This is a genomic window from Microbacterium sp. LMI1-1-1.1 (assembly GCF_040815675.1).
Taxonomy (GTDB): domain Bacteria; phylum Actinomycetota; class Actinomycetes; order Actinomycetales; family Microbacteriaceae; genus Microbacterium.
This window is the reverse complement of sequence record NZ_JBFPNN010000001.1, coordinates 958,085-982,296: the sequence shown is the minus strand read 5'-3', so window position 1 is coordinate 982,296 and position 24,212 is coordinate 958,085. Positions and strand designations below refer to the sequence as shown.

Sequence of the window (24,212 nt, the reverse complement as noted above, 5' to 3'; positions counted from 1 at the left end):
TCTCTGGTGCTTTCCGTTCCGTTAGTCGTTGCGCAGCACCCGCCGCATCGTCCGCACGGATGGAAATCCTGCTGCGGCGGCGATCTCGGCGGCATCCATGAACCCGTCCGCGAGGAGCCGGTGGGCCAGACGCGCGCGATGACGTCGCAGCTCGGCGCCGGGAGTGGTGCCGTGGGAGGCGAAGATACGCGCCAGGTACTGCCGTGACACGTACATCGCCTCGTGCACGGAGGCGAGGTGACCGACGGGCTGCGGCCCCACTCCTCGATGAAGTCGAGCGCCGCGATGTAGACGCGGTCGGGGGAGCGGGCGGGCTCGGGCTCGCGGCTGTGCTCGGCGAGGAGCATCCCCATAAGGGGGGCCACCTGCTGACACTCGTCGTGAAGGTGACCAGCCCTGGTGCCGAGGACGACGGGCATCACCTGGCTCGCGTCGAGTCGGACGGTGCCCCCGCCCGCGCGTGACCGCCCCGCGTCCCGGGCCCAGGCTCATCCTCGGCCCGGGACGCCGGCACCTCCGCCGCGAACGGCGCGTCCGGCACCTCCGCCGCGAACGGCGCCCCCGGCGCCTCCGCGGTGGACAGCGCGGCGAGCGGCAGCTCCAGCTCGAACCGCGCCCCGCGCACGGCGGAGACGTACTGCACGTCGCCGCCGTGCGCGCGGGCGATGCCGCGGGCGATCGGCAGCCCGAGCCCGACGCCGCCCGTCGACCGGGCGGCGTCGAGGCGCACCATCCGCTCGAAGATGCGCTCGCGCTCGTCCGCGGGGACGCCCGGGCCGTCGTCGGTCACCGACACCGTCGCGCGGTCCGCCGACGCGTGGAGGTCGACCGTCACCTCACCGCGACCGTCCGTCGCGCGGGCGGCGTTCTCGACGAGGTTCGACACCACCTGCGCGATGCGCTGCGGGTCGACGAGTGCCGGCACGGCGGCATCCGGAATCCTCTCCCGCACAGTCAGCGACGGGTGCAGCAGACGCGCCCGCTCCGCCTCGGCGCCCACCAGCGTGCGCAGGTCGGTCCGGACGGGGGCGAGCTCGAGACCGCGATCGACGCGCGCCATCATCAGCAGGTCGTCGACCAGGCGGGAGGCCCGCGCGGCCTCGCGCGCCACGTGCGCCGCGAGCAGCTCGCGGTCGGGCCCGTCGAGGTCCGCGCGGACGAGGGTGTCGGCGGCGGCGCGGATCCCCGCGACGGGCGTGCGCAGCTCGTGCGCGGCGTCCGACAGGAAGGCCCGAAGCCGCGCCTCCGCGGCGACGGCGGCGTTCTCGGCGCCCACGACGTCGTCGAGCATGTCGTCCAGCGCGGTCGCGACGCGGCCGATCTCGGTGTCCGGACGCGTCGGGTTCAGGCGCCGCTCCCGCTCGCCGGCGCCGATCGAGCGCGCGACCTGCGACACGCGGTCCAGCGGCCGCAGCGTCGCCCGGACCACCAGCACGATCGCGCCCGCCGACAACAGCAGGATCGCCGCGGACGCGAGCCCCATGACCCACCGCACCTGCACCAGCGTGTCTTGGACGCCCGCGGCGGACGCGGTGAGCGTCAGCACCGATCCGTCGCTGAGCGTCGACCGCAGCGTCACCAGATCGTCGTCACCGGACACCTCGGATGTCGTGACCGTGACGCCCGTGGCATCCTGAGTCGTCGTCGTCGGCGTGCGGTCCTCGCCGCCCGGCCCGCCCGCGGGAGGACCGCCGGGAGGCCCGTTCCGCAGCTGATCGGGACTCGGGCCGGCGACCACGGACCCGCCGCTCGCCCCATCGATGCGGACCGCCAGGCCCTGCGCCGACAGGCGGTCGGCGAGGTCGGCGTCGTCGACCGTCCCGACGAGCGACGCGGTGGCGGCCGCGCGGTCGCGGAGGCGGTCCTCGATCTGGGCGCGGAGCCGTGCGCCCAGCGCCACGTCGACGGTGATCGTCAGGACGAGCAGCAGGACCGCGACCAGTGCGAGCACGGCCGCCGCGGTCCGGAGCCGCAGCGAGCCCGTCCGCAGCGGGCGGGGCGCGCTCACGCCGCGCTCAATCGGTATCCGAGACCGCGGACGGTGTGGATGAGACGCGGCCCGTGAGCCTCCATCTTGCGGCGCAGCGCGCTGAGGTGCACCTCGACGAGGTTCGGGTCGTAGTCCTCGTACCCCCACACCTGCGTCAGGATCTGGGTCTTCGACAGCGTACGCCCGCGTCCGTCGGCCAGAAGGTGGAGGAGTCGGAACTCCGTGGCGGTGAGGTCCAGCGTCTCGCCCGCGCGGCGGGCGACGGCGGCGTCGGGATCGACCACGAGGTCGGCGACGGCGATCGTCTGCGGCAGCCGTCCGCGACGTCGGAGCACCGCACCGGCCCGGGCGACGAGCTCGGCCATCGTGAACGGCTTCACCACGTAGTCGTCCGCGCCTTCGCTGAACCCGCGCAGCCGGTCGTCCACCTCGTCGCGTGCCGTCAGCATGATGACGGCGATGTCGCCGGTGGCGCGTATGAGGGGGAGCAGACGGATGCCGGACGGTCCCGGCATCATCCAGTCCAAGATCACCAGGTCGGGGCGGAACGCCTGCAGCCGGTCCGCCAGATCCGTACCGTCGGCCGCGCCCTCGGCAACGAAACCGTCCGCGCGCAGGGCCGTGACGACGGCGAGACGGATGGTCTCGTCGTCGTCGACGACGAGGACACGGGCAGCAGCGGACATCCGCTCCACGGTAGGGCGGACGGCTGGGCGACGGTTATGCGAACGGTATGCGATCGCCCCCGGGGTGGCGGCTTCAGGTGGGCTTCAGACACGGCTCGAAGGCTGGTCATCGACACGGCGGAGAACGCCGAGAAGGAGAAGATGATGACCGATCAGAACATCCCCGCCGACGGCGACGCCGAGCGTCGCGACGAGGCGGAGGCCGCCCGCCTCGACGCCGCTCCCTCCGACGCGGATCGCTCGGAGACCGCCCGGCTGGACGCGGCTCAGTCCGTCGCGGATCGTGCGGAGGTCGCCCGGCTGGACTCCGCGGGCGACGCGCAGACACTGCCGCTCACGCCGTACGAGGGGGCGTCCGGGGCTCCCGCGGGCCCTGCGGCTGCGGCGTCCGTGGCGCAGAAGAAGCGGACGTGGGCGCGACCGGCCCTGATCGTCGGCGCCGTCGTCGTCGCTGCGGGTCTCGCCGGCGGGACGGCGGCTCTGGCCGCGCAGCCGACCGGTGCGACGAGCGCCTCCACGGCTGCGCCCGCCCCCGCCGACGGGGGAGCGCCGACCGCGCTGCCCACTCCTGGCACGGATGCCCCGACCCCGCCGGCCGACGGCACGGCACCCACTCCGCCCGCCGACGGCACGGCTCAGACCCCGCCGACCCGCGGCGAGGGACCCGGCGCCTGCGGTCCGGGGGAGCGTCCCGGCCCGCCGAGTGACGCCGAGGGCGGACCCCGCGGACCCCGCGGCGAGGCCCCCACGCCGCCGGCCGACGGCCAGGCTCCCACCCCGCCTGCCGACGCCCCGACCCCGCCGGCCGACGCCCCGACCCCCGGCGCCACGCCGTCGCAGGGCAGCTGACCTCACGGCCCGCGGCATCCATCCCCGGTCTGTCTGCAATGCGGACTCGTGCCGTCGTGCGGAGTCCGGGTCGGACACGCCGGGGAGGGATGCCGCGGCCCGGCGTGTCGCCCGCGAATTCCGCAGGACGGTCGAGGGGGATGGATGCCGCTGTGAGCTCGCGGCATCCATCCCGGTCGGTCTGCCGTGCGGCCCCTAGCCGTCGTGCGGAGTCCGGGTCGGACACGCCGGGGAGGAATGCCGCGGCCCGGCGTGTCGCCCGGGAACTCCGCAGGACGGTCGAGGGGGATGGATGCCGCTGTGAGCTGGTGGCATCCATTCCGGTCCGTCTGCAGCGCGTTCCGTGCCGTCGTGCGGAGTCCGGGTCCGACACGCCGGGGAGGGATGCCGCGGCCCGGCGTGTCGCCCGGGCACTCCGCAGGACGGTCGAGGGGGAAGGGATGGGGGAGGGATGCCGCTCAGGACGCGTGCGCGCCGAGGAACTCGATCACGTCGGCCTTCACGGCGCTGTCGAGCAGCTGCAGGCCGTGCCGCGTGCCGTCGACGACGACGAGCTCGTGCTCGATGCCGTCGGTCGACAGCGCGTCGTCGAGGAGCTCCGCCTGCGCCAGCGGGATGAGCTCGTCGGTGCCGTGCACGATGAGCGTCGGCGGCAGCAGCGCAGCGGAGGCCACGGGCGACGCCTGCTCGGCGATCGGGCAGTCCGTGATGACGTCGCACCCCAGGTACCCGAGGACGACCTTCTCCAGGTCCGGTCGCGGGTCCCCGAGCTCCGCGGCGTCCGCGGTGAGCGAGCCCGCCGGCGACAAGGCGACGACCGAGGCGACGGGCGCGTCGTTGCCGGCGAGCGCAGCCGCGGTGCTGAGGGAGATGATGGCGCCCGCGGAGCTGCCGAGGAGCGAGACGGTCGAGCTGAGGCGGAAGCGCTCGACCTGCTCCGGCTCGCGGAGCCAGAGGACAGACGCCTGGACGTCGTCGATCTGGGCCGGATAGGTGGCAGGGAGCTGGCGGTAGTCGACCGCGAAGGCCGCGTACCCGTTCTTCGCGAGCTCGCTGCACACGCCGGCCATGGTGGTGCGGTCGCCCTCGGAGAAGGCCCCGCCGTGGACGAGGACGACCGCGGGGTGCGCCGTGTCGTCGTCGGGGCGGCAGGCGTCGACGCCGAGGGCGCTGCCGTCGCCCCCGGGGTAGGTGAGGTCCTTCTCGACGACGATGGGAGCGGCCGTCGGCTCGGCGTCCCCTCCCGGCGTGCAGGCGGTGACGGTCAGCGCGAGGACCGCCAGGGCCGCGGCGGCCAGGCTCCTCCGGCGGATAGGGGTCATCGTCGTCCTCCTCGGGCGCGGGCCATGGCCTCACGATAGACGTCGCGGTGGCGACGGCCGACCTCGTCCCAGTCGCGGCCCTCGAGCCGGGGGCGGGCGGCCGGGTCGATCTCCGCCGCGGCGGCGAGCGCGGTCGTGAGATCGTCCTCGTCGAGCGCCCCGTCGAACTGGCGCACCCAGCCGGGGCCGACCTCCGCGGCGAGCGCGGTGTTGGCGTCGCTGCGCGGGACGAGCACGGGACGGTCGAGCGAGAGCGCCACGAGCGCCGCGCCGGAGTTGTGCATCTCGGCGTAGGGCAGCACGACCAGCGTGGCGGCGCTGACCTCGGCGACGAGCTCGTCGTCGTCCACGAACGCCAGCCGCGCCGAGACGTCGTCGCGGCCGTCGACCCGGGCGGTGATGCGCTCGGCCAGCTCCGGCGTCGGCGACCCGACGATGCGCAGGTGCGAGCCGGGGCGGTCCCGGCGGGTGAAGACGTCGACGAGCTGCTCGACGTTCTTCCGCGGGCGGATGATGCCGAAGTAGAGCACGCGTCCGTCGACGCGCTCGCGGCGCGGGTGCGCGGCGAAGCGGTCGCGGTAATGGCCGTGCAGGATCGTGGTGCCGTGCGCTCCGTCCGCGAGCGGGGTCGCGTCGTTCAGACGGATCCAGCTCGTCGTGGCACGGTCCACGGCGCGCAGCAGTTGCATCTCCGCGTGCGAGCCGTCTTCGTGCGGGGCGATGTTGTGCGCGGTGCGGACGATCGGCGTCCGCGTGAGGCGGGCGCGCAGGAGGGTCCCCCGCATCGCGAGACGGCGGCGCAGGCGCTGCCGGCGTGTCCGGCCGCGCAGCAGGAACTCCGGCCAGTGGAGGTGCAGGACGTCGTAGCGCCCGGTGAGCGCCCGTCGCCAGCTGAAGTACGCGACGTGGACGTCGTCTGGCGCCCCAGCGGTCATCTGGTCCACGTACCGGGTGGTGCCGTCCGGCGGTGCCAGCGAGTGCAGCACCGTGATCGACTCGGCCGGGCTCATCCGCGCCGGCCTTCCGTGCGCCCGTCCCCGCGAGCGCGGCCCCCCAGGTTGCTCATGAGCGCGACAGTAACCGCCGAACGTGAAGCGGGCGTTTCCCGGGCGTGAAGGTCGCCCGACGTGGGCCACGGACGGTCGCTCCCCGGGCGCGGGCAAACTCCACATCCCCGTAACACGGGGGTAACCCTTTCTCCACCGGACGGGTTCATGCTGACCTCGGGGAAGTGGTTCGCGTGCCGGGAGGGGAGCCCGGCGGCGAGCCGATGACGGGGGGTGCCCAGTGACGATCACACGACGGCAAGAGGACGTTGTCGAGGACGTGCCGCGGCGCGGAGGCGCGGCGCCGACGTTCGCGCGGGAGAGGTGGGCGCGCCGCTACGCCCGCGGCCTGGTGGTGATCGACGTCATCATCGTCGTGGTCTCCCTCCTGGCGGCGGCCGTGTTCGGCTCGCAGCCGCACATGCTTCCGCTGCTCGACGGGCGGGTGTGGGTGCCGGTCGGCATCCCGTTGGCCGTCCTGGCGGCGGCGATGCTCGTCACGCTCTCGTCGACCGGCAGCCGCGTCCCCCGGGTCTTCGGCGTCGGCAGCCGCGAGTACCGCGCCGTCCTGCTGTCGGTGATGTTCACCTTCGCCGGCGTCGCCCTCGTCGCCTACGTGACCTCCCTCGCCGGTCTGCACGCGATCCTCGCCATCGGCGGCGTGTCGACCGGGGTCGGCCTCGTCGCCGGCCGGTGGCTCGCCCGCCGGTGGCTGGTGGCCCAGCGGCGGCGCGGCCGCATGTCCCACAAGGTGCTCGTGGTGGGGGACCTGGATGCCGTGGAGCCGCTCGTCCGCGACCTGCAGAAGGTCCCCGGCGCGGGGCTGCACGTCGTCGGCTCCTACGATCCGGACGGCTTCGTGTCGCCGGTCGACAGCTCGGCCACGCCGCGGGCGACGGCGGTCTCGGTGGTCGAGGCGTTGGAGCTGCTGGGGGCGGACACCGTGCTCATCTCCAGTGCGAACGAGCTCAGCCCGGCGACGGTCCGGGAGCTGAGCTGGCAGCTCGAGCCGGGGCGCCAGCACCTGGTCGTGGCGCCGAGCCTGACGGACGTCGGCGGTCCCCGCATCCACTCCCGGCCGGTCGCGGGCCTGCCGCTGCTGCACGTGGAGACGCCCCGTTACGACGGCGGGCGCCTGCACGTGAAGCGGGCGTTCGACATCGTGGCATCCGCGTCCCTCATCCTGCTGCTGTCGCCGCTGCTCATCGCGATCGCGTTCCTCGTGCGGGGGTCCAGCCCGGGCGGGGCGCTGTTCCGTCAGGAACGGGTGGGGCTGAAGGGCCGGACGTTCGCGATGCTGAAGTTCCGCTCGATGTACGTCGACGCCGAGGAGCGCCTCGCCGAGCTGCGCGCCGCCGACACCGGCAACGGGGTCATGTTCAAGATGAAGGACGACCCCCGCGTCACCGCGGTCGGGTCGGTGCTCCGGCGCTTCAGCCTGGACGAGCTGCCGCAGCTGTTCAACGTGCTGAGCGGCTCGATGTCGCTCGTCGGTCCGCGGCCCCCGCTCGGCCGCGAGGTCGAGCTGTACGGACGGAGCGTGCACCGGCGTTTCCTCGTGAAGCCGGGCATCACGGGACTGTGGCAGGTGAGCGGCCGCAGCGACCTTGACTGGGACGAGACGGTGCGCCTGGACCTCTTCTACGTCGAGAACTGGACCCTCACAGGCGACCTCGCGATTTTGTTCAAGACGGTCCGCGCGGTCGTGCGGCGCGAGGGCGCGTACTGAGCCGGTCCGCGCCGGCGCCTCGGAGGCGGCTCGGGGGACGCGGGCTCAGGCGAACCAGGCCGCCCAGTACCAGGCGAAGTTGCGGTTGCCGTAGGACGAGCACGCGTCGCCCTCGTCCCATCCGGCCGCGAGCGCGGCGGCGTTCGGCTGGTAGGGGGTGTAGTTGTACAGGGCGGCGGTCGCGTCGTTGGCGATCCGCACCTCGGAGCCTCCGCACGCCGGGTCGGGCGAGTAGGCGATGACGTGCACGCCGGGCTGCCGCATGAACTCCGACGCACGGTAGGCGGCGAGGTCGGTGGCGCCCTGCGCGACCTGGTCGGCGAAGCCGGCACGGCCCGGGTCGCAGGGGGCGTCGTCCGGGCACCGCGCGCCCATCGCCGCGGCCAGCTCCTCGGGGGCGGGGTCGCGCGCGGTGGCCCCGGCGACCAGGCTCTGCTCCTTCTGCAGCATGACGAGCAGCACCTTCGCCGAGATGCCGCACGCCTGCTGGACCCGCTCGATGATCTCCGCCGCGGACAGCTCACCGCCCTCCCACGGCCCGCAGATGGTCCGGCCGGTGGCATCCGACACCAGTTCCGCGCGGGCGGGCAGGTCCGCCCGCAGCACGTTCAGGCAGGAGTCGGTGGCGCACCGTCCGATGTGCTCGTCGAGGAAGTCCTGGATCTCGGTCGCGGTCATCGCCGCACCGTCGTAGAAGGCGGCGTCCTCGATGAGCAGACCGGGATCGAACGCGGCGGCGTTCAGCGGCGGGCGGTCGTCGGTCGCGGCGCCGAGCCGGGAGGCCAGCGGGACGATCGCGACGGCGACGAGCGCCACGAGGGCGACCACCAGGATGCCGGCGGCGACGATGCGCCGGCGGAGCAGCACGGTGCGTCGCGGGGGGCGGCGGCGGGCGGCCGGGCGGCGGGGGGTCGATCGGGATGCCGCCGGGCGGGATGCCGCCGGGCGCCGCTGGCCCGGACGGGAGCCTCGAGCCCCGGTGCCTCGCCGATCCGCCACGTGTCGATCGTGCCGCATGGGCCTGATCTTCGGCTGCACGCCGTCCCGTTGCTGCCGTCCTGCGGAGTTCCGGGGCGACACGCCGGGCCGCGGCCGTCGTCCTGCGGCGTGTCGGGCCACGACTCCGCACGACGGCAGCGGAGGGCGCACCGAAGAAGGGGAGGGATGCCACGAGCTCACGGCGGCATCCCTCCCTCTCAACCGTCCTGCGGAGTTCCGGGGCGACACGCCGAGCCACGGCCGTCGTCCCGCGGCGTGTCGGGCCACGACTCCGCACGACGGCACGAGATCGAACGGCGGAAGGTCCGGGAGGGATGCGGGGAACGTTCACCCGGGGGTCATCCGCGGGACACACCCCGTCCCAAATCGCCGCTCGACGGCAACACGCGCGCAACATGCCGTCAGTACGTTCCGAAGTACCAAGAACGTGTCTGGGGGGAGCGTTCTCGGTACTCCGGTGCCGATTCCCACTTGGTCACGTCGAGCTTCTCGAACGAACGGACCACGTTATGAGCGCCACGACCCTCCTTCGCGCAATCCGGAAGTGGTGGTGGACGGTGGTGGCGCTGGTGGTGATCGGTGCCGCCGCGGGGTTCGGCGCCGGGTTCGTCATGACCCCCGTGTACCAGTCGACGGCGCAGCTCGTCGTCACGTACGACGCCCCGGCGGGGGCGGCATCCTCCGACCTGGTCCAGGCGAACAACTACGCCGTGCAGAAGGCGTACGCCTACACGGAGATCGCGATGTCGCCGCGCGTGATCGAGGAGGTCATCGCGAGCCTCGGTCTCGCCGACACCGTCGAGGTCGTCTCACGGGACCTCTCCATCGAGGCGCCCCTGAACACCCCGATCCTCGCCCTGTCCGCCGATGCGCCCACGGCGGCCGGGGCGCAGGAGAAGGCGCAGGCGTTCGTCGACGCGTTCAGCCAGACGGTGCTCGACATCGAGACGCCCTCCGGCGGCGGGACGGCGCCGATCCGCATCGACACGCTGCAGGAGCCCCTGGCCCCGGAGGAGCCGGTGTCGCCGGACCCGCTCGTCAACATCGCCCTCGGCATGGCGTGCGGTCTCGCGGTCGGACTGATCTGGATCGCCGTGGCCGCCGTCCGCGACCGCCGCGTCCACGGCGCCGCCTCGGTGGGCGTCGACGGCGACGAGGTGCCGCGCGTCATCGGCAGCATCCCGGCGCGCGCGTCGGGATCGGCCACGGAGGTCGCCGACGCCCCGCTCAGCGCGGGTGCGGAGGCCTACCGCACGGTCGCCGCCGTCCTCGGGCACATGCCCGACACGCGCCTGGACATCGTCGCCGTCGTCCCGGCGACCCCGCGCGACCGGTCGTCGGCGCTGACGGTCAACCTCGCGCTCGCCATGACCGAGTTCGGCGTGCGCGTCGCGCTCGTGGACGCCAACCTCCGCTCCGGGTCCGTGACCGAGATGCTCGCGCTCGACGGCCCCGGCCTGGCGGGCGTGCTGCGCGGCGAGACGGAGGCGGCCGCCGCCCTCCGCACCGTGCACGGCGTGGACGTGCTGCCCGTCGGGGAGACGACGCAGAGCCCCGCCGAGCTGATGTCGGGCTCCGCCTTCACCGCCCTCGTCAAGACCCTCTCCGAGAGCCACGACATGGTGATCCTGGATGCCGCCCCCGCCCTGCCCCTCAGCGACACGATCTTCGCCGCCTCCGCGGCCGGCTCAACGCTGCTGGCCGTCACGGCGGGGCGGGCCACCCGCCCGCAGCTGAGCGCCGCGACCGCCGGGCTGCGGGCCGTGGGGATCGACCCCGTCGGGGTCGTCGTCGTGGACGCCCCGGTGGGCGGTGTCGACGCGGACCCCTCCACCTCGCTCTACCGCGACCTGCGTGCGGCGCGGGCCTGACCGGACGAGGCCGATGACATGCGCATCGCCCTGCTGACCACCTCCCTCACCGGCGGCGGCGCGGAGTTCGTCGCGGCCGTCTGGGCCGACTGGCTCGCCGGCCAGGGGCACGACGTACGCGTCATCACCACCGGACCGGTCGCCGACGCGCCCACGGGACCGGGGGTGCGCATCCGGCAGCTGCGCGCCGGGGGGACCGCGCGCCGCGTCCGCGCAGTCCGCGCCGAGCTGCGCCGCGAGCGCATCGACGCCGTCGTGGCCCTGCAGAGCTACCCGAACCTCGTCGCCCTCGCCGCGACGGCGGGCCTGCGCGGGGGACCGGTGGTCCTCGTGAGCGAGCGCAACATCACCACCCGCGAGGGCGAGCCCCGCTCGATCGCCGACACGGTGAAACGCGTCGTCGCCCGGCGGGCGTACCGCCGCGCGGACACCGTCGTCGCGATCTCGCACGCCGTCGCCGCCGAGCTCGTCGGCGCCTACGGGGTGCGGGCCGAGCGCCTGGTCGTCGTCCCGAACCCCGCGGCCCGCCGCGCCGAGCTGCGGACCGGAGCGAGCCCGCGCACGACCGCCGTGCGTTTCGACGAGCCCGTCCACCTGCTGCTGCCCATGCGCCTGGTCGCTCAGAAGCGGGCGCCGATGGCCGCCGAGGCGGCCGCCCTGCTCCGCCGCGACGGGGTCGACGCGCGGCTCGTGTGCTTCGGCCGCGGTCCGCTCGCCGACGACCTCGTCGCGGCCGCCGAACGCCTCGACGTGCCGCTGAGCGTCCCGGGCTGGACCGCCGACTGGGTGGCATCCGCTCCGCCCAACGCGGTCACGGTGCTGCCGTCCTACCGCGAGGGGTTCGGCAACGTGCTCGTCGAGTCGGCGATGGGCGGCATCCCGAGCGTCGCCGTCTCGTCCGCCTACGGCGTGGCGGACGCCCTCGTGCCGAGCATCACCGGGCAGCTCGCCTTCACCGGTGACGCCGAGGATCTCGCCGCGGCCATCCGCACGGTCGACCGGGTCGTCCCGGAGCGCACCGCCGCGTGGGCCCGCCGTTTCTCCAGCGACCGCAGCGGCGAGATGCTGCTCGGCGCGATCGACCGGGCGCGCGAAAGCCGCCGGAAAGAGCGTGACATGACGGTCCTGGCCTCCGCCGTCGGGCAGTACGACAACGTGGGCGACACCGTGCTCCGGCGCGGCTACCTCGACCACCTGCGCACGCTCGGCCCCCTGACCGTCTACGTCGGCGACAAGACCGACGACTACCTCAGCGGCCTCGGCCTGCAGTCTGGCGACCGGCCCGTGCGCGACCCGCGGACCTGGCGGCGGACCGTCTCGCGCCACCTGCTGGCCGGACGGGGCGTCTACGCCTTCGACACCGGCGAGACCGAGGTGCGCCGCCCCTTCGCCCTGCGCTACCTCCGGCTGGCCCCGCTGCTGCTCGTGCACCGGCTGCGCGGCGGCACGGCGGTGCTCACCGGCGTGGGAGTGCGGGAGCCGCAGGCGTGGCGGCATCCCATCTCCGCCGTCCTGCGACTGTGCCGGGTCGTGACCTGGCGCGACGCGCCCAGCCGTCGCCTCATGGGTCTGGGGGCCGTCACCCCCGACTGGGCGTTCGCCCTCGGCGCCGACGCGGAGGTGCTGCGCGACGCCGAGGCCCCGCGCCCGCTCCTCGCCCTCTCGGTGCGGCAGGGCCTCAGCCACGCCGCCCGCGAGCGGCCCGACGACGCGTGGGTCGCGCGGGTGCGCGCGCTCGCCGACGATCTCGGACTGCAGCCCGTCGTCGTGGCGCAGATCGAGCGCGACGGCGACCTCGCCCGCGACCTCGCGGCGCGGCTGGACTGCGAGGCCGTGACCTGGCTCGACGACGACCACGCCCGGCAGGAGGCGCGCCTGCGCGAGACGTACCGCCGCAGCGCGCTCGTCCTCAGCGACCGTTTGCACGCCGTGGTGATCGCCGCGACCGAGGGGGCCGTCCCGGTGGCCCTCAGCACGGGCGCGATGGACAAGACCACCCGGACCCTGGCCGGCGCGGGCATCGAGCGCACGAGCGTCCCGCGCGACCTCGGCGACCCGGAGGCGGTCCGCGCCGTCCTCGCCGACGCGCTCGCCCGGCGGGCGCAGATCGTCGAGGCCGTCATCGCCGCCCGCGGACGGCTCGCCGAGCTCACCGACCGCATCTCCGCGGAGGTGCGCCGATGACCGGCGAGCCGCGCGTGAGCGTCATCCTGCCCGCCTTCCGCGCGGCCGACGACCTGCCTCGCGCGATCGCCCGCCTCGAGGAGCAGCACTCCACCGACGTCGAGATCGTCATCGTCGACGACGGGTCCGGCGACGACACCGGCCGCGTGGCGACCGAGCTGGCCGCCGCGCATGACCGGGTGCGGGCGGTCCTCCTGCCGGAGAACGTCGGGGTCGCGCGCGCCCGCCAGGCCGGGGTGGAGGCCGCCCGGGGCGAGTGGCTGTGGTTCGTCGACGCCGACGACGAGTGGGCCGACGACGCTCTGCGCGTGCTGGTCGCGATGGCCAGCGCCCGCGACGTGGACGTCGTCGTCGCGGCGGCCACGCTCGTGACGGCGGAGGGGCGGCGGCGCGCGCTCCGGCCGCCGGTGTCCCCGCCCGTGTCGGGGCGCGACGCCTTCCGGATGCTGCTGCGCGGCGAGGTCACCGGTCACCTGTGGAACAAGCTGTTCCGCCGGACGGTGATGGCGCAGGCGAGCTTCGCCCCCGCGCGCGTTCAGTCCGACCTCGTGATGGTCGCGGACGCGCTGAGTCACGCGCGGAGCGTCGCCTTCACCGACGTCTCCGTGTACGAGTACCGGCTGCGGCCGGGATCCCTCATCACGTCCGTGAGCCGTCGGGCGGAGTCCCTCGCCGTCATCGACGAGGCGATGGCCCGGGCGGCCTCCCGGCTCGGCCTGCGGGGGTCCGACGACTATCGGTACTTCCGTGCCCGGTACGTGGCCCTTTCGGGGATCAAGGACGCTCTGCGTGCGGACTACCGGACATCAGAGCAGAAACTGCTGCTTTCTCGCAACCGTCGGATCCTCCGCGCCGGCGACCTGGCATTGTTCGTCCGACGGCATGATCCGCGCCGGGCGTTGCTCGCTCTCACGGCGAAGACGTCCACGCGTGCGCATCGCGTGCTCCTGGCGATCGCCGATCGGTAGACGCCGACCTCCTGCCCCACAGCAACCGACAGGACACGCCATGCGCCTCACCCCCAGTTCCACCGTCCCCTCCCGTCGCCCGTCCCGCCTGCGCCTGCGCGGGGCCGTCGTCGCCGGGGCCGTCCTCGCCCTCCTCGCCGGACCGCTGCCGGCCGTGGCCGCCGGCCCCGTCGCCGCGGCCGCCCCGAGCGCGTCCACGGGCGCCGTGCGGGCGGCATCCACCGCTCCCGGTCCCGGCACGTACGAGGAGAACTCGTCCGCCATCCGGTACAGCGGGTCCTGGAGCTCGCTCAGCAGCTCCGGCAGCAGCGGCGGCGGCATCCGCTACGCGACCGCGTCGTCGGCGTCCGCCAGCCTCACCTTCTCCGGCTCCTGGATCACCTGGTACACGTGGAAGTCCGCCAACGCGGGCATCATCCGCGTGCTGATCGACGGCGAGGAGGTGGCCCGCGTCGACAACTACGCCCGCAGCTCCACCACCGGCGTCGTCGGCTACAGCGCCCCCGTCGAGCCCGGCGAGCACACGATCACCATCGTCGGCTCCGGATCGAAGAACAGCGCCTCGGGCGGGCGCATGACCCACCTCGACTCCTTCGTCGTCACCGACGCCGCCCCGCCGGCGGCCGCGGCCGACGCCCCGCGGGCCACCGACTGCCCCGCGGCGACGACGACGGTCTCTACCGCGTCCCAGCTGACGTCCGCCCTGCGCACCGCCGGGCCCGGCACCGTCATCCGGCTCGCCGACGGCAGCTACACCGGCACCTTCCTGCTGAACGCGTCCGGCACGGCCGAGCGTCCGATCTGGCTGTGCGGCAGCCCCTGGGCGGTGCTCACCACCGGCGACGTGAACAGCGGGTCCGCGCTGCGCATCGAGGGGGCGAAGAACGTCGTCGTCACCGGCTTCACGGTCGCGCGCTCCCTGCAGGGCGTGATGGTCAAGGGCAGCAGCAGCCTCGCCGTGACCGACCTCGTGGTGAAGGACCTCGGCTACGAGGGCATCCACCTCTACGCCTTCACGACCGACAGCATCGTCGCGCACAACCTCATCTCGCGGACCGGCTCCGCGGACGTCGCCTACGGCGAGGGCGTCTACATCGGCACCTCCCAGCGACGCTGGAGCGAGGTCACCCAGGGTCGGCCGGACGCCTCCGACCGGAACGTCGTCGTCGCCAACACGATCAAGAACACCGGCGCCGAGGGCATCGAGGCCAAGGAGGGGACGAGCGACGGCCTGATCGCCGACAACGTCTTCGAGGGCTCCCAGCCCGGCTCGCGGTCGCTCGGCTGGGTGCTCGTCACCGGCAACGACTGGTCCGTGACCGGCAACACCGGCACCTCCGCCGTCCAGCACGCCTACTCGTCGATGGCGTGGGAGGACTGGGGCTGGAACAACGAGTTCCGTGCGAACACCGGGACGGCGGATGCCTCGGGGTACGGCGTGTGGGTGCACGACCGCAGCCGCGGGGTGAGCGTGTCGTGCGACAACGTCGTGGACGGTGCGGCGAGCGGGGGCACGAATGTCTACTGCGGCCCCTGAGACGGTCCGTGCTGGGACCGGCGCCCCCCGTCGCCGGCTGGCGTTCGTCGTCAGCTCGGTGCACGGCGGCGGGGCGGAAGCGGTCGGCGTGGCCTGGGCGACGTGGTTCGCCGACCAGGGGCACCAGGTGGCGGTGGTCGTCGTCTCGGACCGTCCGACCGGCGACGTGCTGCCGCCCCGTGTCACCGTGCACCGGCTCGGCGGCATCCGGTCCCACCTGAAGAAGGTGTCGGCGCTGGCACGGCTGATCGACAGCGAGGGGTTCGACGCCCTCGTGGGGCTGCAGACGTACCCGAACCTCCTCGCGATCGCGGCGCGCGAGCGCGCCCGGCATCGGCCGGGGCTCGTCGTGACGGAGCACAACCTCATCAGCCTGGGGCTGCCGGGGGCGCCGCCCGCGCACCGGGCGAAGATTGCGCTCGCGCGCCGGTGGTACCGCCGTGCGGACGTCGTGACCAGCGCCTCGCACCCCGTCGCCGCTGAGATGAACGCGGCGTTCGGCATTCCGGCGAGCCGCAGCCTCGTGGTGCCGAACCCGGCGATGGCCAAGGTGCGCGAGCGCACGCCGGTCCCGCGCGTGCCCGGGACCGCGGCTGGCGTGCAACTGGTCCTCGCGTGCCGCCTGGTCCCGCAGAAGAACCCCGAGCTGGCGCTGTCGGTCGCCGAGGAGCTCGTCCGCCGCGGCATCCCGACCGAGGTGGTCTCGTTCGGTGGCGGACCGCTGCTCGCGCAGATGACCGCGGAGGCCGAGCGCCGCGGCGTCGCGTTCACTAGTCACGGCTGGGTGGAGGACTGGATCTCGCACTTCGGTCCGACGTCGGTCGTGCTCCTGCCGTCGCACCGCGAGGGTCTCGGCAACGTCCTCATCGAGGCCGCGGCACGCGGGGTGCCCTCCGTGGCGATCTCCACCGCCCTCGGCGTCGCCGACGCCATCATCCCTGGCGTGACCGGCGAGCTCGCCGCCAGTGCGGACCCGGCAGCGGTCGCGGACGCAGTTCAGGAGGCCGCGGGCCTCGAGGTCGGCGGCATCGACGACTGGCTGGACAGGTTCGGCGCGGATGCCAGTGCGACGCTGCTCGAGAAGGCGGTGACCCGGGCCGTGGTGCGGTCGGGCAGCGCGGTCGGCGAACCGCGCGCGTGAGGGTCCGGGAACCGCGCGCGTGAGGGCCCGGGGGCGGCGAACCGCGCGCGTGACGGCCGCCGTGACGACGGCTCTCGCGGCGGCCCTCGTCCTCAGCGGGTGCCTGCCCGAGGGCACGCCGCCCACCCCCCGCCCCGAGATCGTCTCGCCGCCGCCCGACGCGCTCGCGGACTACCTCGCCGGGGAGCCGTACCTGCGCGGCGTCAACATCTACAGCTTCGTCCTGGCTGGGGCGGGCGCCGATGCGGCGACCCTCGGGGAGCCCGCGTCCAGCTACGCGTTCCTCGCCGGCCGCGGGATCACCTCCGTCCGGCTCGCGGTGCCCTGGCAGCGGCTGCAGGTCATCCCCGACGGGGGGACCGCCGCGGACGGGCTCGCGCAGCCGGTCGACCAGGACGCCCTGGCCGCGGTGGTCCGGGAGGTGCGGACGGCATGGGATGCCGGGGTGCGCACGGTCGTCGACCTGCACAACGGGTGCACGTACCCGTGGGGAGCGGGGCCGTACGTCGAGGGGAGCCTCGCGTGCGGCGCGGGCATCGACGAAGGGCACGTCCGCACGATCTGGGGAGCGTTGGCGGGCGCCCTGCGCGACGAGCCGGGCGTCGCCGCCTTCGACGTCTTCAACGAGCCGCGGTGGTCCGTCGGCGTGGACACCTACCGTCACTACGCGCAGGTGGCCGTCGACGCGATCCGCGAGACGGGCGCCGTGCAGCCGGTCTGGGTGGAGGGGATCCTCAGCGAGGAGCGCGGCCGTCTCGCCGCCATCGCCCCGGACGGACCGTGGATCGTGGACCCCCTGGGGCGGGTCGTGTACTCCGAGCACTTCTACGCGGACTCGGACGGCGCGGTGTACGGGGACGTGGAGGACCCCGAGCGCGTGCTGACCCAGCTCGGCACGTTCGGCGATTGGTGCACGACCTGGCAGGTGCACTGCGCGGTGGGGGAGGTCGGGTGGCCCTCCGGTGGCGAGGGCGGCGTGCAGTCCGCCGCGGACGCCGCCGCGTGGAACGCGCTGTTCACGCGGTTCTACGACATCGCCGACGAGGACGGGCTCGACGTCATGTACTTCGGCGCCACCAGCACCCGCACCGTGGGCACGCTGCTCGCGTACGTGTCGAGCGCCCCCGGGCTGCCGTCGTCGATCGGCATCGACACGGCGCTGTCGCAGGCGGCTGTCATCGAGGCGCACCTGCCGCCGCGGTGAGCCCCGCTCCGGGCCGGGCGGGGTCCGGCCGCGGGCGCGACGGCGGACGGTTCCCGCCCCGACGGCGGAGAGCCCCCGCGCCGGCGGACGGCTCCCGCCGCGACGGCGGAGAGCCCCCCGGTCAGTTCTTGATGATGAGGCGCACCGCCGACGACGTGCCGACGTTCCCCGCGGCATCCGTCGCCTTCGCCGTGATCGCGTAGGTGCCGTTGCGGATGTTGCGGGTGTCGTAGGGGGCGCGCCATTCCGAGGCGCTCACCTTGGTGGCATCCGCGATCTTGTTCGTGCCGACGTACACGCCGACGGCGGTCACCCCGACGGCGTCGGTGGCGGACACGCGGAGCGTCACGACGGCTGAGACGGTCGTCGAGTCTGCCGGCGCGATGATCGACACCGCCGGGGCGACCGTGTCGCGCGTCGGGGTCGGCGTGGGAGTCGGCGTCGGCGTGGCGGTCTTCGTGGGCGTCGGGGACGGGCTCGCCGTGGGCGTCGCGGTCTTCGTCGGCGTGGGGCTCGCGGTCGGCGTCGGGGTGGCGGTCGCGGTCGCCGTCGCCGTGGGCGTCGGCGTGGGCGTGGCCACGACGGGGAAGCTGCCCCAGCGGCCCATCGCCGCGACGAAGTCCGAGGCGGCGAAGCCCGGCGTGTTGTGCCCGTTCGTGTGCGTGCGCACCGACGCCTCCGCGGCGACCGGCAGGGCCCGCTCGCGCAGCAGCAGGCCGTGCTGCTCCGGCGGGACGATGGTGTCGGTGCCGCTCGGCGAGGACACCACGACCCGCAGCTTCGTGCCCGTCCACGTCGACGCGGGCAGACGCGCCGGGTTGCGCGCCTCGATGGCGTCGAGGTCGTCGCCGTAGGCGAGGATGACCGAGGCCTGACCGCGGCCGCCCTGGTCGTACATGGCCCGCAGGTCGTAGCTGGCGTTCACGCCGTACATGCCGACGATGTTCGGGATGAGGCGCATGCCGTAGACCTCGGTGGCCAGGATGCCACCGCCCGACGTGGAGCGCAGGGTGTTCGCCGACACGGTGAACAGCCGGGCGATGTAGTCCCAGCCGGCCTGCTGGAGGGCGAGCGCGGTCGGGTTCGTGTAGAGCGTGCCGCCGGCCTTCTGGCAGATCGCGATGCCGCCCTTGTCGATCGTCGACAGCGCGGGGGAGCGGTACCCGCCCTCGAGCGCGTTGTGGTCGCCGCCGGAGCCGTGGTATTACCACACGACCGGGACGGGCACCCCGCTCTGGGGCTTGATCGTCCGCGGGACGTAGATGCGTGCCGGATCCTTCGAGATGGTCACGCAGATGTTGTCGAACACCACCCCGGTCGCGGTCACGTCCTCTTTGCGCGTGTACTCGCCGGGCAGCGTGGGCGTCGGTGCGGCCGTCGCCGCCGCCGCCGAGAGCACCGCCCCCGAGCCGAGCGCGACCGTTCCGGCCCCCGCGAACATGCCCGCAAGGAGTCCGCGGCGCGAGACGCCCGCCCGCCCGCCCGTCGTCGAAGCACCCGTCATCATGACCATCCCCCGTGGGCCCCCGGCCCGTCTTCCGGGCGCCGACAGCCGGCTCCCGTCCCCTGCCCGCTATCCTGGCCGTTCGGCGCACGCCCCAGATGAACGGCGTATGACAAGTTCGACTCGCTGCGTAAAAAGCCGTCCGAGGCCCCTCCGGCCCGCGATACATTCCTCGCGAACGCGGAGTCCACCAGCGCGTCTCAGGCAAGCACACGGTCGGTTGTGGGGAAACGATCCGATCGCGTGAGTTGGGGGTGGGGTCTTCATCGACCCTGCATGAGGAAAGCGGGTCGGCCATGGCATGGCGCATACCTGGATCGGGCGGCAAGGCCGCTCTGGTGTGCTCGACGGGGGGACACCTCGCCGAGCTGTTGCGGTTGGAGGCGTCCTTCGGGCGGCATCCCGACTCGCTCTGGATCACCTTCGACACACCGCAGAGCCGGCAGCTGCTGGAAGGACGACGCGTCGCGATGCTGCCGTACATCGGGCCGCGCGACCTCCGCGGCACGCTCGCCGCGGTCGGGCCCATCCACCGCTTCCTGCGGTCAGAGCCCTTCGACGCCGCGATCAGCACGGGCGCCGCCGTGGCCACCGCTGCCCTGCCGCTCGCGGCGAGCCTCGGCATCGCGTCGACGTACGTCGAGAGCGTGTGCCGGGTCGAGGGCCCGTCCACCACCGGGCGGCTGCTGCAGAACGTCCCGGCCGTCCACCTGCGAACGCAGACCCCGGCCTGGGCCGGCGGTCGCTGGCACGAGTGCCAGAGCGTCCTCAGCACGTACCGCCCGACGCCGCGGCGCCGAACGGGCCGGCGTCTCTTCGTGACCCTCGGGACCATCCGCGGATACCGCTTCGACTCGCTCGTGGACGCCCTGCTCGCGAGCGGGCTCGTCGACGACACCACCGTGTGGCAGCTCGGCGAGACCAGTCGCGACGACCTGCCGGGACGCGTGTACGACGAGATGCCGCCGGAGCAGTTCGTCGAGGAGGCCCTGAACGCCGACGTCGTCATCAGCCACGCCGGCGTCGGCACGCTCCTCGAGATGCTCTCGCTCGGTGTCTTCCCGGTCATCGCGACCCGCGCCGCCGCCCGGGGGGAGCACGTGGACGACCACCAGGCCGAGATCGCCGCGCTCGTCAACGAGCTGGGCATCGGCATCGCCGTCGACGGCCCCGACGTCACCGCCGCCGTCCTCGACGTCGCCGCGACCCGGGCGATCGTCGACGACCTCGCCGCACCCGTCCGGCGGGCCGCGTGAGCGCCGCGCAGGCCCCGGCGGAGGGGACGGATGCCACGGAGCCCCGCCGTCAGATCTTCGCCGTCGGCCGCGGGCAGTACGAGAACATCGGCGACGTGCTCCTGCGCAGGCCGCTGCTCGACTGGGCGCGGGAGAACGGCCGGCTCCACGTGTACGTCGGTCACTCGCCCGCGGGCTACGACGACGGCCTGCGGCTGCACCCCGACGACGTCGTCTACCGCTCCTTCGTCTCCTGGTACCGGGCGCTGCTCGCCGAGGCCGCGCGGGGGAACGCCGACACGCTCTACAAGCCGGGGGAGCTCCAGCTCACGCTCATCGGCATGAAGGAGCATCTGGCGATGCTCCCCGCCGTCGCGCTCGTCCGCGCCCGCGGCGGACGCGTCGCCCGCATCGGCGCCGGGGCGCGCAACTTCGCGCCCCTCCCGCGGGCGCTCATGTGGCCGTCCAACGCCCTCTCCAGCTACACGCGCTGGCGCGACGACCGCACCGCCGACTATCTCGGTTTCGGCCCGTCGATGCCCGATCTCGGCTTCAGCGACGGCCTCGACGCCGATGCGCTCGCCGCGGCCCGGGCGGGCGGGGACACCCGCGACCTCTTCGTCGTCTCGTTGCGCGACGACACCGAGGTGGCCCAGCGTCCCTACCCGGATGCCGCCTGGATGCGCGGCGTGCGCGGGGCCGCGGACGCGCTCGGTCTCCGGCTGGTCGTGGTGACGCAGGTCAGCGTGGACGAGGAGCGGTCGCAGCGACTCGGCCGCGACCTCGACGCCGAGGTGGTCGGCTGGCCCGTGCTCGGTGCCCACGACGCGCACGAGGCGCGACTGCGCGCCGTCTACCGGCGCACCCGGGTCGCCGCGAGCGACCGTCTTCACGCCATCATCGCGGCGTTCACCGAGGGCGCGATGCCGATCGGCCTCCAGCTGGACGACGCCGACAAGATCTCCCGCCACTTCGACACCATCGGCCTCAGCGGAATCGCCCTGAACACGCGCGACCTCGACGCCGAACAGCTGCGCGACCGGCTCGTGGAGCTCGCGGGGCGTCGCGGCGAGGCCCTCGGGACGCTCGAGGGCGCCCGCGCACGGCTGGCGGCGGTGCGCAGCGACCTCGGTCGCCTTCTGCGCCGCGACGAGGTCGTCCCCGTCGCCGCCCCCGCGAGCGCTCGGCCCGTCGTGCACCACCTCGGCCGCGCCGGCGACATCCCGGGCGGGATGACGCAGGTCGTCAACGCGTACCTCAGCTGGCCGTTCGACCGCGTGGACAACACCGTGCTCGTCACGCGCGGCGACCCCGGCGACCACCCCACCGCCCTGTTCCGTTTCCTGGCGGCTCGTCGCACGCTGCACCGCCTCGGGCGGAGCGACCGACCGGCCGTCGTCGTGGCGCACCTGTCCGAGCGCGGGTCGTTCGTCCGCGAGGGGCACTTGGCCCTGCTCGCCGCCCGACTCGGGATGCCGGTGGTCGTCCACCTGCACGGGAGCGAGTTCGCCGCGTACGAGAAGCGGAGCCCCCGGCGGGTGGCGCGCGTGCTGCAGGCGGCATCCCATGTCATCGCCCTCTCCGAGGAGTCGCGCGCGATCGCGGCCCGGCACGTGGGATCGTCCGCGGTGACCATGCTGCCGAACGCCGTGCCGGCCGGGGCGCCCACGCGCGGCGCACCCGCCGTCGTCTTCGGCGGCGTCGTCTCGCACCGCAAGGGCATCGACGTCCTGGACCGGGCCTGGCGCCGCGTGCACGAGCGCTTCCCCGAGTGGGAGCTCATCGTCGCCGGTCCCATCCGGGAGGGCGAGCTCGTGGATGCCGCCCTCCCGGGCGCGACGTTCCTGGGCTCTGTCCCGCACGACCGACTCCTGGACCTGCTCGGCGAGGCCGCGATCGCGGTGCTGCCCTCGCGCGACGAGGCGATGCCGATGTTCGTCCTCGAGGCGCTCGCGCGGAGCGTGTGCGTGATCTCGACCGAGGTCGGCGGCATCCCCGCGGTCCTCGACGACGAGCGCGGATTCCTCGTGCCGCCGGGGGACGTCGACGCCCTCGCCGACGCCCTCGCACAGGCGATGGGCGACGCGGCCGAGCGGGAGCGCCGTGCCCGCCGGGGCGCCGAGGGGTTCACCGCCGCCTTCTCGGCCGGGGCGGTCTATCCCCGCGCCGAGGACATCTGGTTGACCCCGCTCGGCAGCCGCCGTCTCGCCGAGCCTCCCGAGACCCCCGCGCCCGTCCTGGCCTGACCCCCTCCTCCTGTTCCTTTTGCGCTGACTTGCCGCAGATGTACGCCGCCGGGCCTCCGGCGCGTACATTTGTGCCAAGTCAGCGGGGGTTGGCCACGCCGCGTCGCATCTCGCGTCGCGCGGGCCGCCGCGCGATTTTGCAGGACCGGTGGGGCCTGCGGCGTCTGGTGTGGCCGCTGGGGCGTCCCCGATGCCGCCGCTCCTGCAATCGCGCCCCGGCCCCTCCTCCTCTTGTGCTGACTTGCCGCAGATCTACGCCGTCGGCCCTCCGGCGCGTACATCTGCGCCAAGTCAGCGGGGGTTGGCCACGCCGCGTCGCATCTCTCGTCGCGCGGGCCGCCGCGCGATTTTGCAGGACCGGTGGGGCATGCGGCGTCTGATGTGGCCGCTGGGGCGTCCCTGACGCCGCCAATCCTGCAATTGCGCGCCCCCGCCCCCTCCTCTTGCGCTGACTTGCCGCGAATGTACGCCGCCGGGCCTCCGGCGCGTACATCTGCGCCAAGTCAGCGGGTGAGGGGGCTGGCCCCGGTGCGCCGCGGATCGCTGCCCGGGCCGCCGCGCGATTTTGCAGGACCGGTGGGGCCCGCGGCGTCGGATGTGGCCGCTGGGGCGACCCGGATGCCGCCCGCCCTGCAGACACGCCCTCGAGCCCGCCGCACGCCGCGCGCGCCCGCGTCAGACCCGGGTCGTGTCCCGGGTCCAGGCGGCCGGGGGTGCGAAGACGCCGGGTACGCGCTCGAGGAGGTTCGCCAGGCCCAGGCTCACCACGATGGCCCCCGCGCAGAGCCCGATCGCCGCAGCCGGGGTCGGCACGACGCCGACGGGCACGACGGCCACCGCGGCGGCCAGCAGCAGCGTGTGCATGACGTAGATGGGGAGGGTGCGGCGTCCCACGGCAGCGAACGGGGCGGAGAGCCCCGGGACGCGGGCGAGGACGCTCGCGAGCACGATGCAGGCGGCGACGCAGACCGTCGACAGCAGCACGCGGGCCGCACCGGCGCCGGCCGACGGGACGAGCGTGAAGACGGCGAATGCGGCCGGGACGAGCAGCAGTGCCGGCACCGCCCACCAGGCGCGGGTCCGCGCGGCCAGCGCCTTCCAGAGGTCCGAGCCGTGCACGCCGAGCAGGAAGAACAGAAGGTAGAGCGCGATGGAGCGCCAGATCGGGTTGTCGCCCGTGGGGACGAGGTCGTACGCGGCCAGCACCGACAGCGCCGCGGCCGCCCCGAGCGACACCCACCGGGGGGCACGGGACAGCGCCTTCGCGGCGACCGTGTACAGCACGAGCGCGTACAGGAACCACAGCCCGGTGGTCGGCCACACCGGCAGCAGCAGGAACGACGCCCACGGCGGCAGGTCGCTCAACGGCCACGGCACGAACGAGAACCACACGGTCCGGACGGCCATCCAGAGCACGTACACGTAGACCAGCAGCAGCAGCCGCGTGCGCCACAGCCGCCCCCACGGCCGGCGGAGAGCCGACGTGGCCAGCATCCCGGCGATGGTGAAGAACAGCGGCATCCGGATCGCCGTGAGGAACGTGTTGGCCGTGTCGAGCCACCCGAGCGACCAGCCGTAGGCGTCGAGCAGCTGGAGGGTGTGCGCGAGCACGACGAGCATCATGGCGCCGCCCCGGGCCACGTCCGGCCATCTCAGCCGCACGGGAGCCGCCGGGCCGGTCATGACCGCTCCGCCGCGGGG

General features: G+C 74.2%; 19 protein-coding genes. 10 read left to right on the top strand and 9 right to left on the bottom strand.

Annotated elements, in window-relative coordinates; translation table 11 throughout:
• Positions 1-21: 21 nt before the first annotated feature.
• The 3 genes from MRBLMI1_RS04590 to MRBLMI1_RS04580 all read right to left on the bottom strand — a co-directional run bounded on the left by MRBLMI1_RS04590 (position 22) and on the right by MRBLMI1_RS04580 (position 2,676).
• A complete protein-coding gene (locus MRBLMI1_RS04590; RefSeq protein ID WP_367726973.1) occupies positions 22-261 on the bottom strand; it encodes a helix-turn-helix domain-containing protein in 240 nt (79 codons plus the stop codon).
• Positions 262-418: 157 nt separating this feature from the next.
• Entirely contained in the window at positions 419-2,008 is a 1,590-nt protein-coding gene (locus MRBLMI1_RS04585) for a sensor histidine kinase (protein WP_367726972.1), read from the bottom strand.
• Positions 2,005-2,676 carry a response regulator transcription factor gene (locus tag MRBLMI1_RS04580; RefSeq protein ID WP_367726971.1) on the bottom strand — a complete coding sequence of 224 codons (672 nt, stop codon included), beginning with the start codon at positions 2,674-2,676 and terminating at the stop codon, positions 2,005-2,007. The genes MRBLMI1_RS04585 and MRBLMI1_RS04580 overlap by 4 nt, the downstream gene beginning before the upstream one ends.
• Before the next feature lie 144 nt (positions 2,677-2,820).
• Here MRBLMI1_RS04580 and MRBLMI1_RS04575 point away from each other — a divergent pair, with 144 nt between their 5' ends.
• Complete coding sequence (locus MRBLMI1_RS04575; RefSeq protein ID WP_367726970.1) at positions 2,821-3,525, top strand: hypothetical protein; 705 nt, start codon at positions 2,821-2,823, stop codon at positions 3,523-3,525.
• 458 nt (positions 3,526-3,983) lie between these two features.
• Here MRBLMI1_RS04575 and MRBLMI1_RS04570 read toward each other — a convergent pair whose 3' ends face one another.
• Both MRBLMI1_RS04570 and MRBLMI1_RS04565 read right to left on the bottom strand, forming a co-directional pair.
• A complete protein-coding gene (locus MRBLMI1_RS04570; RefSeq protein ID WP_367726969.1) occupies positions 3,984-4,847 on the bottom strand; it encodes an alpha/beta hydrolase in 864 nt (287 codons plus the stop codon).
• Positions 4,844-5,857, bottom strand: coding sequence for a glycosyl transferase (locus MRBLMI1_RS04565; RefSeq protein WP_367726968.1), 1,014 nt, complete (start codon positions 5,855-5,857; stop codon positions 4,844-4,846). Before MRBLMI1_RS04565 ends, MRBLMI1_RS04570 begins: the two co-directional genes overlap by 4 nt.
• A 277-nt stretch (positions 5,858-6,134) precedes the next feature.
• On the opposite strand from MRBLMI1_RS04565, the gene MRBLMI1_RS04560 reads away from it, so the two are divergent.
• Entirely contained in the window at positions 6,135-7,622 is a 1,488-nt protein-coding gene (locus MRBLMI1_RS04560) for a sugar transferase (protein ID WP_367726967.1), read from the top strand.
• Positions 7,623-7,667: 45 nt separating this feature from the next.
• Here MRBLMI1_RS04560 and MRBLMI1_RS04555 read toward each other — a convergent pair whose 3' ends face one another.
• Positions 7,668-8,489 carry a hypothetical protein gene (locus MRBLMI1_RS04555; protein WP_367726966.1) on the bottom strand — a complete coding sequence of 274 codons (822 nt, stop codon included), beginning with the start codon at positions 8,487-8,489 and terminating at the stop codon, positions 7,668-7,670.
• A gap of 641 nt (positions 8,490-9,130) precedes the next feature.
• Between MRBLMI1_RS04555 and MRBLMI1_RS04550 the strand changes: the two genes are divergently transcribed.
• The 6 genes from MRBLMI1_RS04550 to MRBLMI1_RS04525 are packed head-to-tail and all read left to right on the top strand — an operon-like array spanning position 9,131 to position 17,526.
• The gene (locus tag MRBLMI1_RS04550; RefSeq protein WP_367726965.1) at positions 9,131-10,492 is read left to right on the top strand and encodes a Wzz/FepE/Etk N-terminal domain-containing protein; all 1,362 of its coding nucleotides are present in this window, start codon (positions 9,131-9,133) and stop codon (positions 10,490-10,492) included.
• An 18-nt stretch (positions 10,493-10,510) separates the two neighbouring features.
• Positions 10,511-12,676 carry a glycosyltransferase gene (locus tag MRBLMI1_RS04545; RefSeq protein ID WP_367726964.1) on the top strand — a complete coding sequence of 722 codons (2,166 nt, stop codon included), beginning with the start codon at positions 10,511-10,513 and terminating at the stop codon, positions 12,674-12,676.
• Positions 12,673-13,644, top strand: coding sequence for a glycosyltransferase family 2 protein (locus tag MRBLMI1_RS04540; protein WP_367726963.1), 972 nt, complete (start codon positions 12,673-12,675; stop codon positions 13,642-13,644). The genes MRBLMI1_RS04545 and MRBLMI1_RS04540 overlap by 4 nt, the downstream gene beginning before the upstream one ends.
• Before the next feature lie 40 nt (positions 13,645-13,684).
• The gene (locus MRBLMI1_RS04535; protein ID WP_367726962.1) at positions 13,685-15,181 is read left to right on the top strand and encodes a NosD domain-containing protein; all 1,497 of its coding nucleotides are present in this window, start codon (positions 13,685-13,687) and stop codon (positions 15,179-15,181) included.
• A complete protein-coding gene (locus MRBLMI1_RS04530) occupies positions 15,162-16,322 on the top strand; it encodes a glycosyltransferase family 4 protein (protein ID WP_367726961.1) in 1,161 nt (386 codons plus the stop codon). The genes MRBLMI1_RS04535 and MRBLMI1_RS04530 overlap by 20 nt, the downstream gene beginning before the upstream one ends.
• Before the next feature lie 49 nt (positions 16,323-16,371).
• Positions 16,372-17,526, top strand: a complete 1,155-nt coding sequence (locus tag MRBLMI1_RS04525) for a glycoside hydrolase family 5 protein (RefSeq protein WP_367726960.1) — start codon at positions 16,372-16,374, stop codon at positions 17,524-17,526.
• A 121-nt stretch (positions 17,527-17,647) separates the two neighbouring features.
• On the opposite strand, the gene MRBLMI1_RS04520 is transcribed toward MRBLMI1_RS04525, so the two are convergent.
• Positions 17,648-18,550: an Ig-like domain-containing protein gene (locus MRBLMI1_RS04520; protein ID WP_367726959.1), complete on the bottom strand. Its 903-nt coding sequence runs from the start codon at positions 18,548-18,550 to the stop codon at positions 17,648-17,650.
• A gap of 180 nt (positions 18,551-18,730) precedes the next feature.
• Complete coding sequence (locus tag MRBLMI1_RS04515) at positions 18,731-19,030, bottom strand: hypothetical protein (RefSeq protein ID WP_367726958.1); 300 nt, start codon at positions 19,028-19,030, stop codon at positions 18,731-18,733.
• 296 nt (positions 19,031-19,326) lie between these two features.
• Here MRBLMI1_RS04515 and MRBLMI1_RS04510 point away from each other — a divergent pair, with 296 nt between their 5' ends.
• Positions 19,327-20,286 carry a glycosyltransferase gene (locus MRBLMI1_RS04510; protein WP_367726957.1) on the top strand — a complete coding sequence of 320 codons (960 nt, stop codon included), beginning with the start codon at positions 19,327-19,329 and terminating at the stop codon, positions 20,284-20,286.
• Positions 20,283-22,511, top strand: a complete 2,229-nt coding sequence (locus MRBLMI1_RS04505; protein ID WP_367726956.1) for a glycosyltransferase — start codon at positions 20,283-20,285, stop codon at positions 22,509-22,511. Before MRBLMI1_RS04510 ends, MRBLMI1_RS04505 begins: the two co-directional genes overlap by 4 nt.
• Positions 22,512-23,186: 675 nt before the next feature.
• Here MRBLMI1_RS04505 and MRBLMI1_RS04500 read toward each other — a convergent pair.
• Positions 23,187-24,194, bottom strand: a complete 1,008-nt coding sequence (locus MRBLMI1_RS04500; RefSeq protein WP_367726955.1) for an acyltransferase family protein — start codon at positions 24,192-24,194, stop codon at positions 23,187-23,189.
• Positions 24,195-24,212 lie beyond the last annotated feature (18 nt).

Coding starts and splice junctions, on each gene's coding strand:
- MRBLMI1_RS04580 (WP_367726971.1), bottom strand. CDS start 2,676: ATGTCCGCTGCTGCCCGTGTCCTCGTCGTCGACGACGACGAGACCATC.
- MRBLMI1_RS04575 (WP_367726970.1), top strand. CDS start 2,821: ATGACCGATCAGAACATCCCCGCCGACGGCGACGCCGAGCGTCGCGAC.
- MRBLMI1_RS04570 (WP_367726969.1), bottom strand. CDS start 4,847: ATGACCCCTATCCGCCGGAGGAGCCTGGCCGCCGCGGCCCTGGCGGTC.
- MRBLMI1_RS04565 (WP_367726968.1), bottom strand. CDS start 5,857: ATGAGCCCGGCCGAGTCGATCACGGTGCTGCACTCGCTGGCACCGCCG.
- MRBLMI1_RS04550 (WP_367726965.1), top strand. CDS start 9,131: ATGAGCGCCACGACCCTCCTTCGCGCAATCCGGAAGTGGTGGTGGACG.
- MRBLMI1_RS04545 (WP_367726964.1), top strand. CDS start 10,511: ATGCGCATCGCCCTGCTGACCACCTCCCTCACCGGCGGCGGCGCGGAG.
- MRBLMI1_RS04540 (WP_367726963.1), top strand. CDS start 12,673: ATGACCGGCGAGCCGCGCGTGAGCGTCATCCTGCCCGCCTTCCGCGCG.
- MRBLMI1_RS04535 (WP_367726962.1), top strand. CDS start 13,685: ATGCGCCTCACCCCCAGTTCCACCGTCCCCTCCCGTCGCCCGTCCCGC.
- MRBLMI1_RS04530 (WP_367726961.1), top strand. CDS start 15,162: ATGTCTACTGCGGCCCCTGAGACGGTCCGTGCTGGGACCGGCGCCCCC.
- MRBLMI1_RS04515 (WP_367726958.1), bottom strand. CDS start 19,030: ATGACGGGTGCTTCGACGACGGGCGGGCGGGCGGGCGTCTCGCGCCGC.
- MRBLMI1_RS04510 (WP_367726957.1), top strand. CDS start 19,327: ATGGCATGGCGCATACCTGGATCGGGCGGCAAGGCCGCTCTGGTGTGC.
- MRBLMI1_RS04500 (WP_367726955.1), bottom strand. CDS start 24,194: ATGACCGGCCCGGCGGCTCCCGTGCGGCTGAGATGGCCGGACGTGGCC.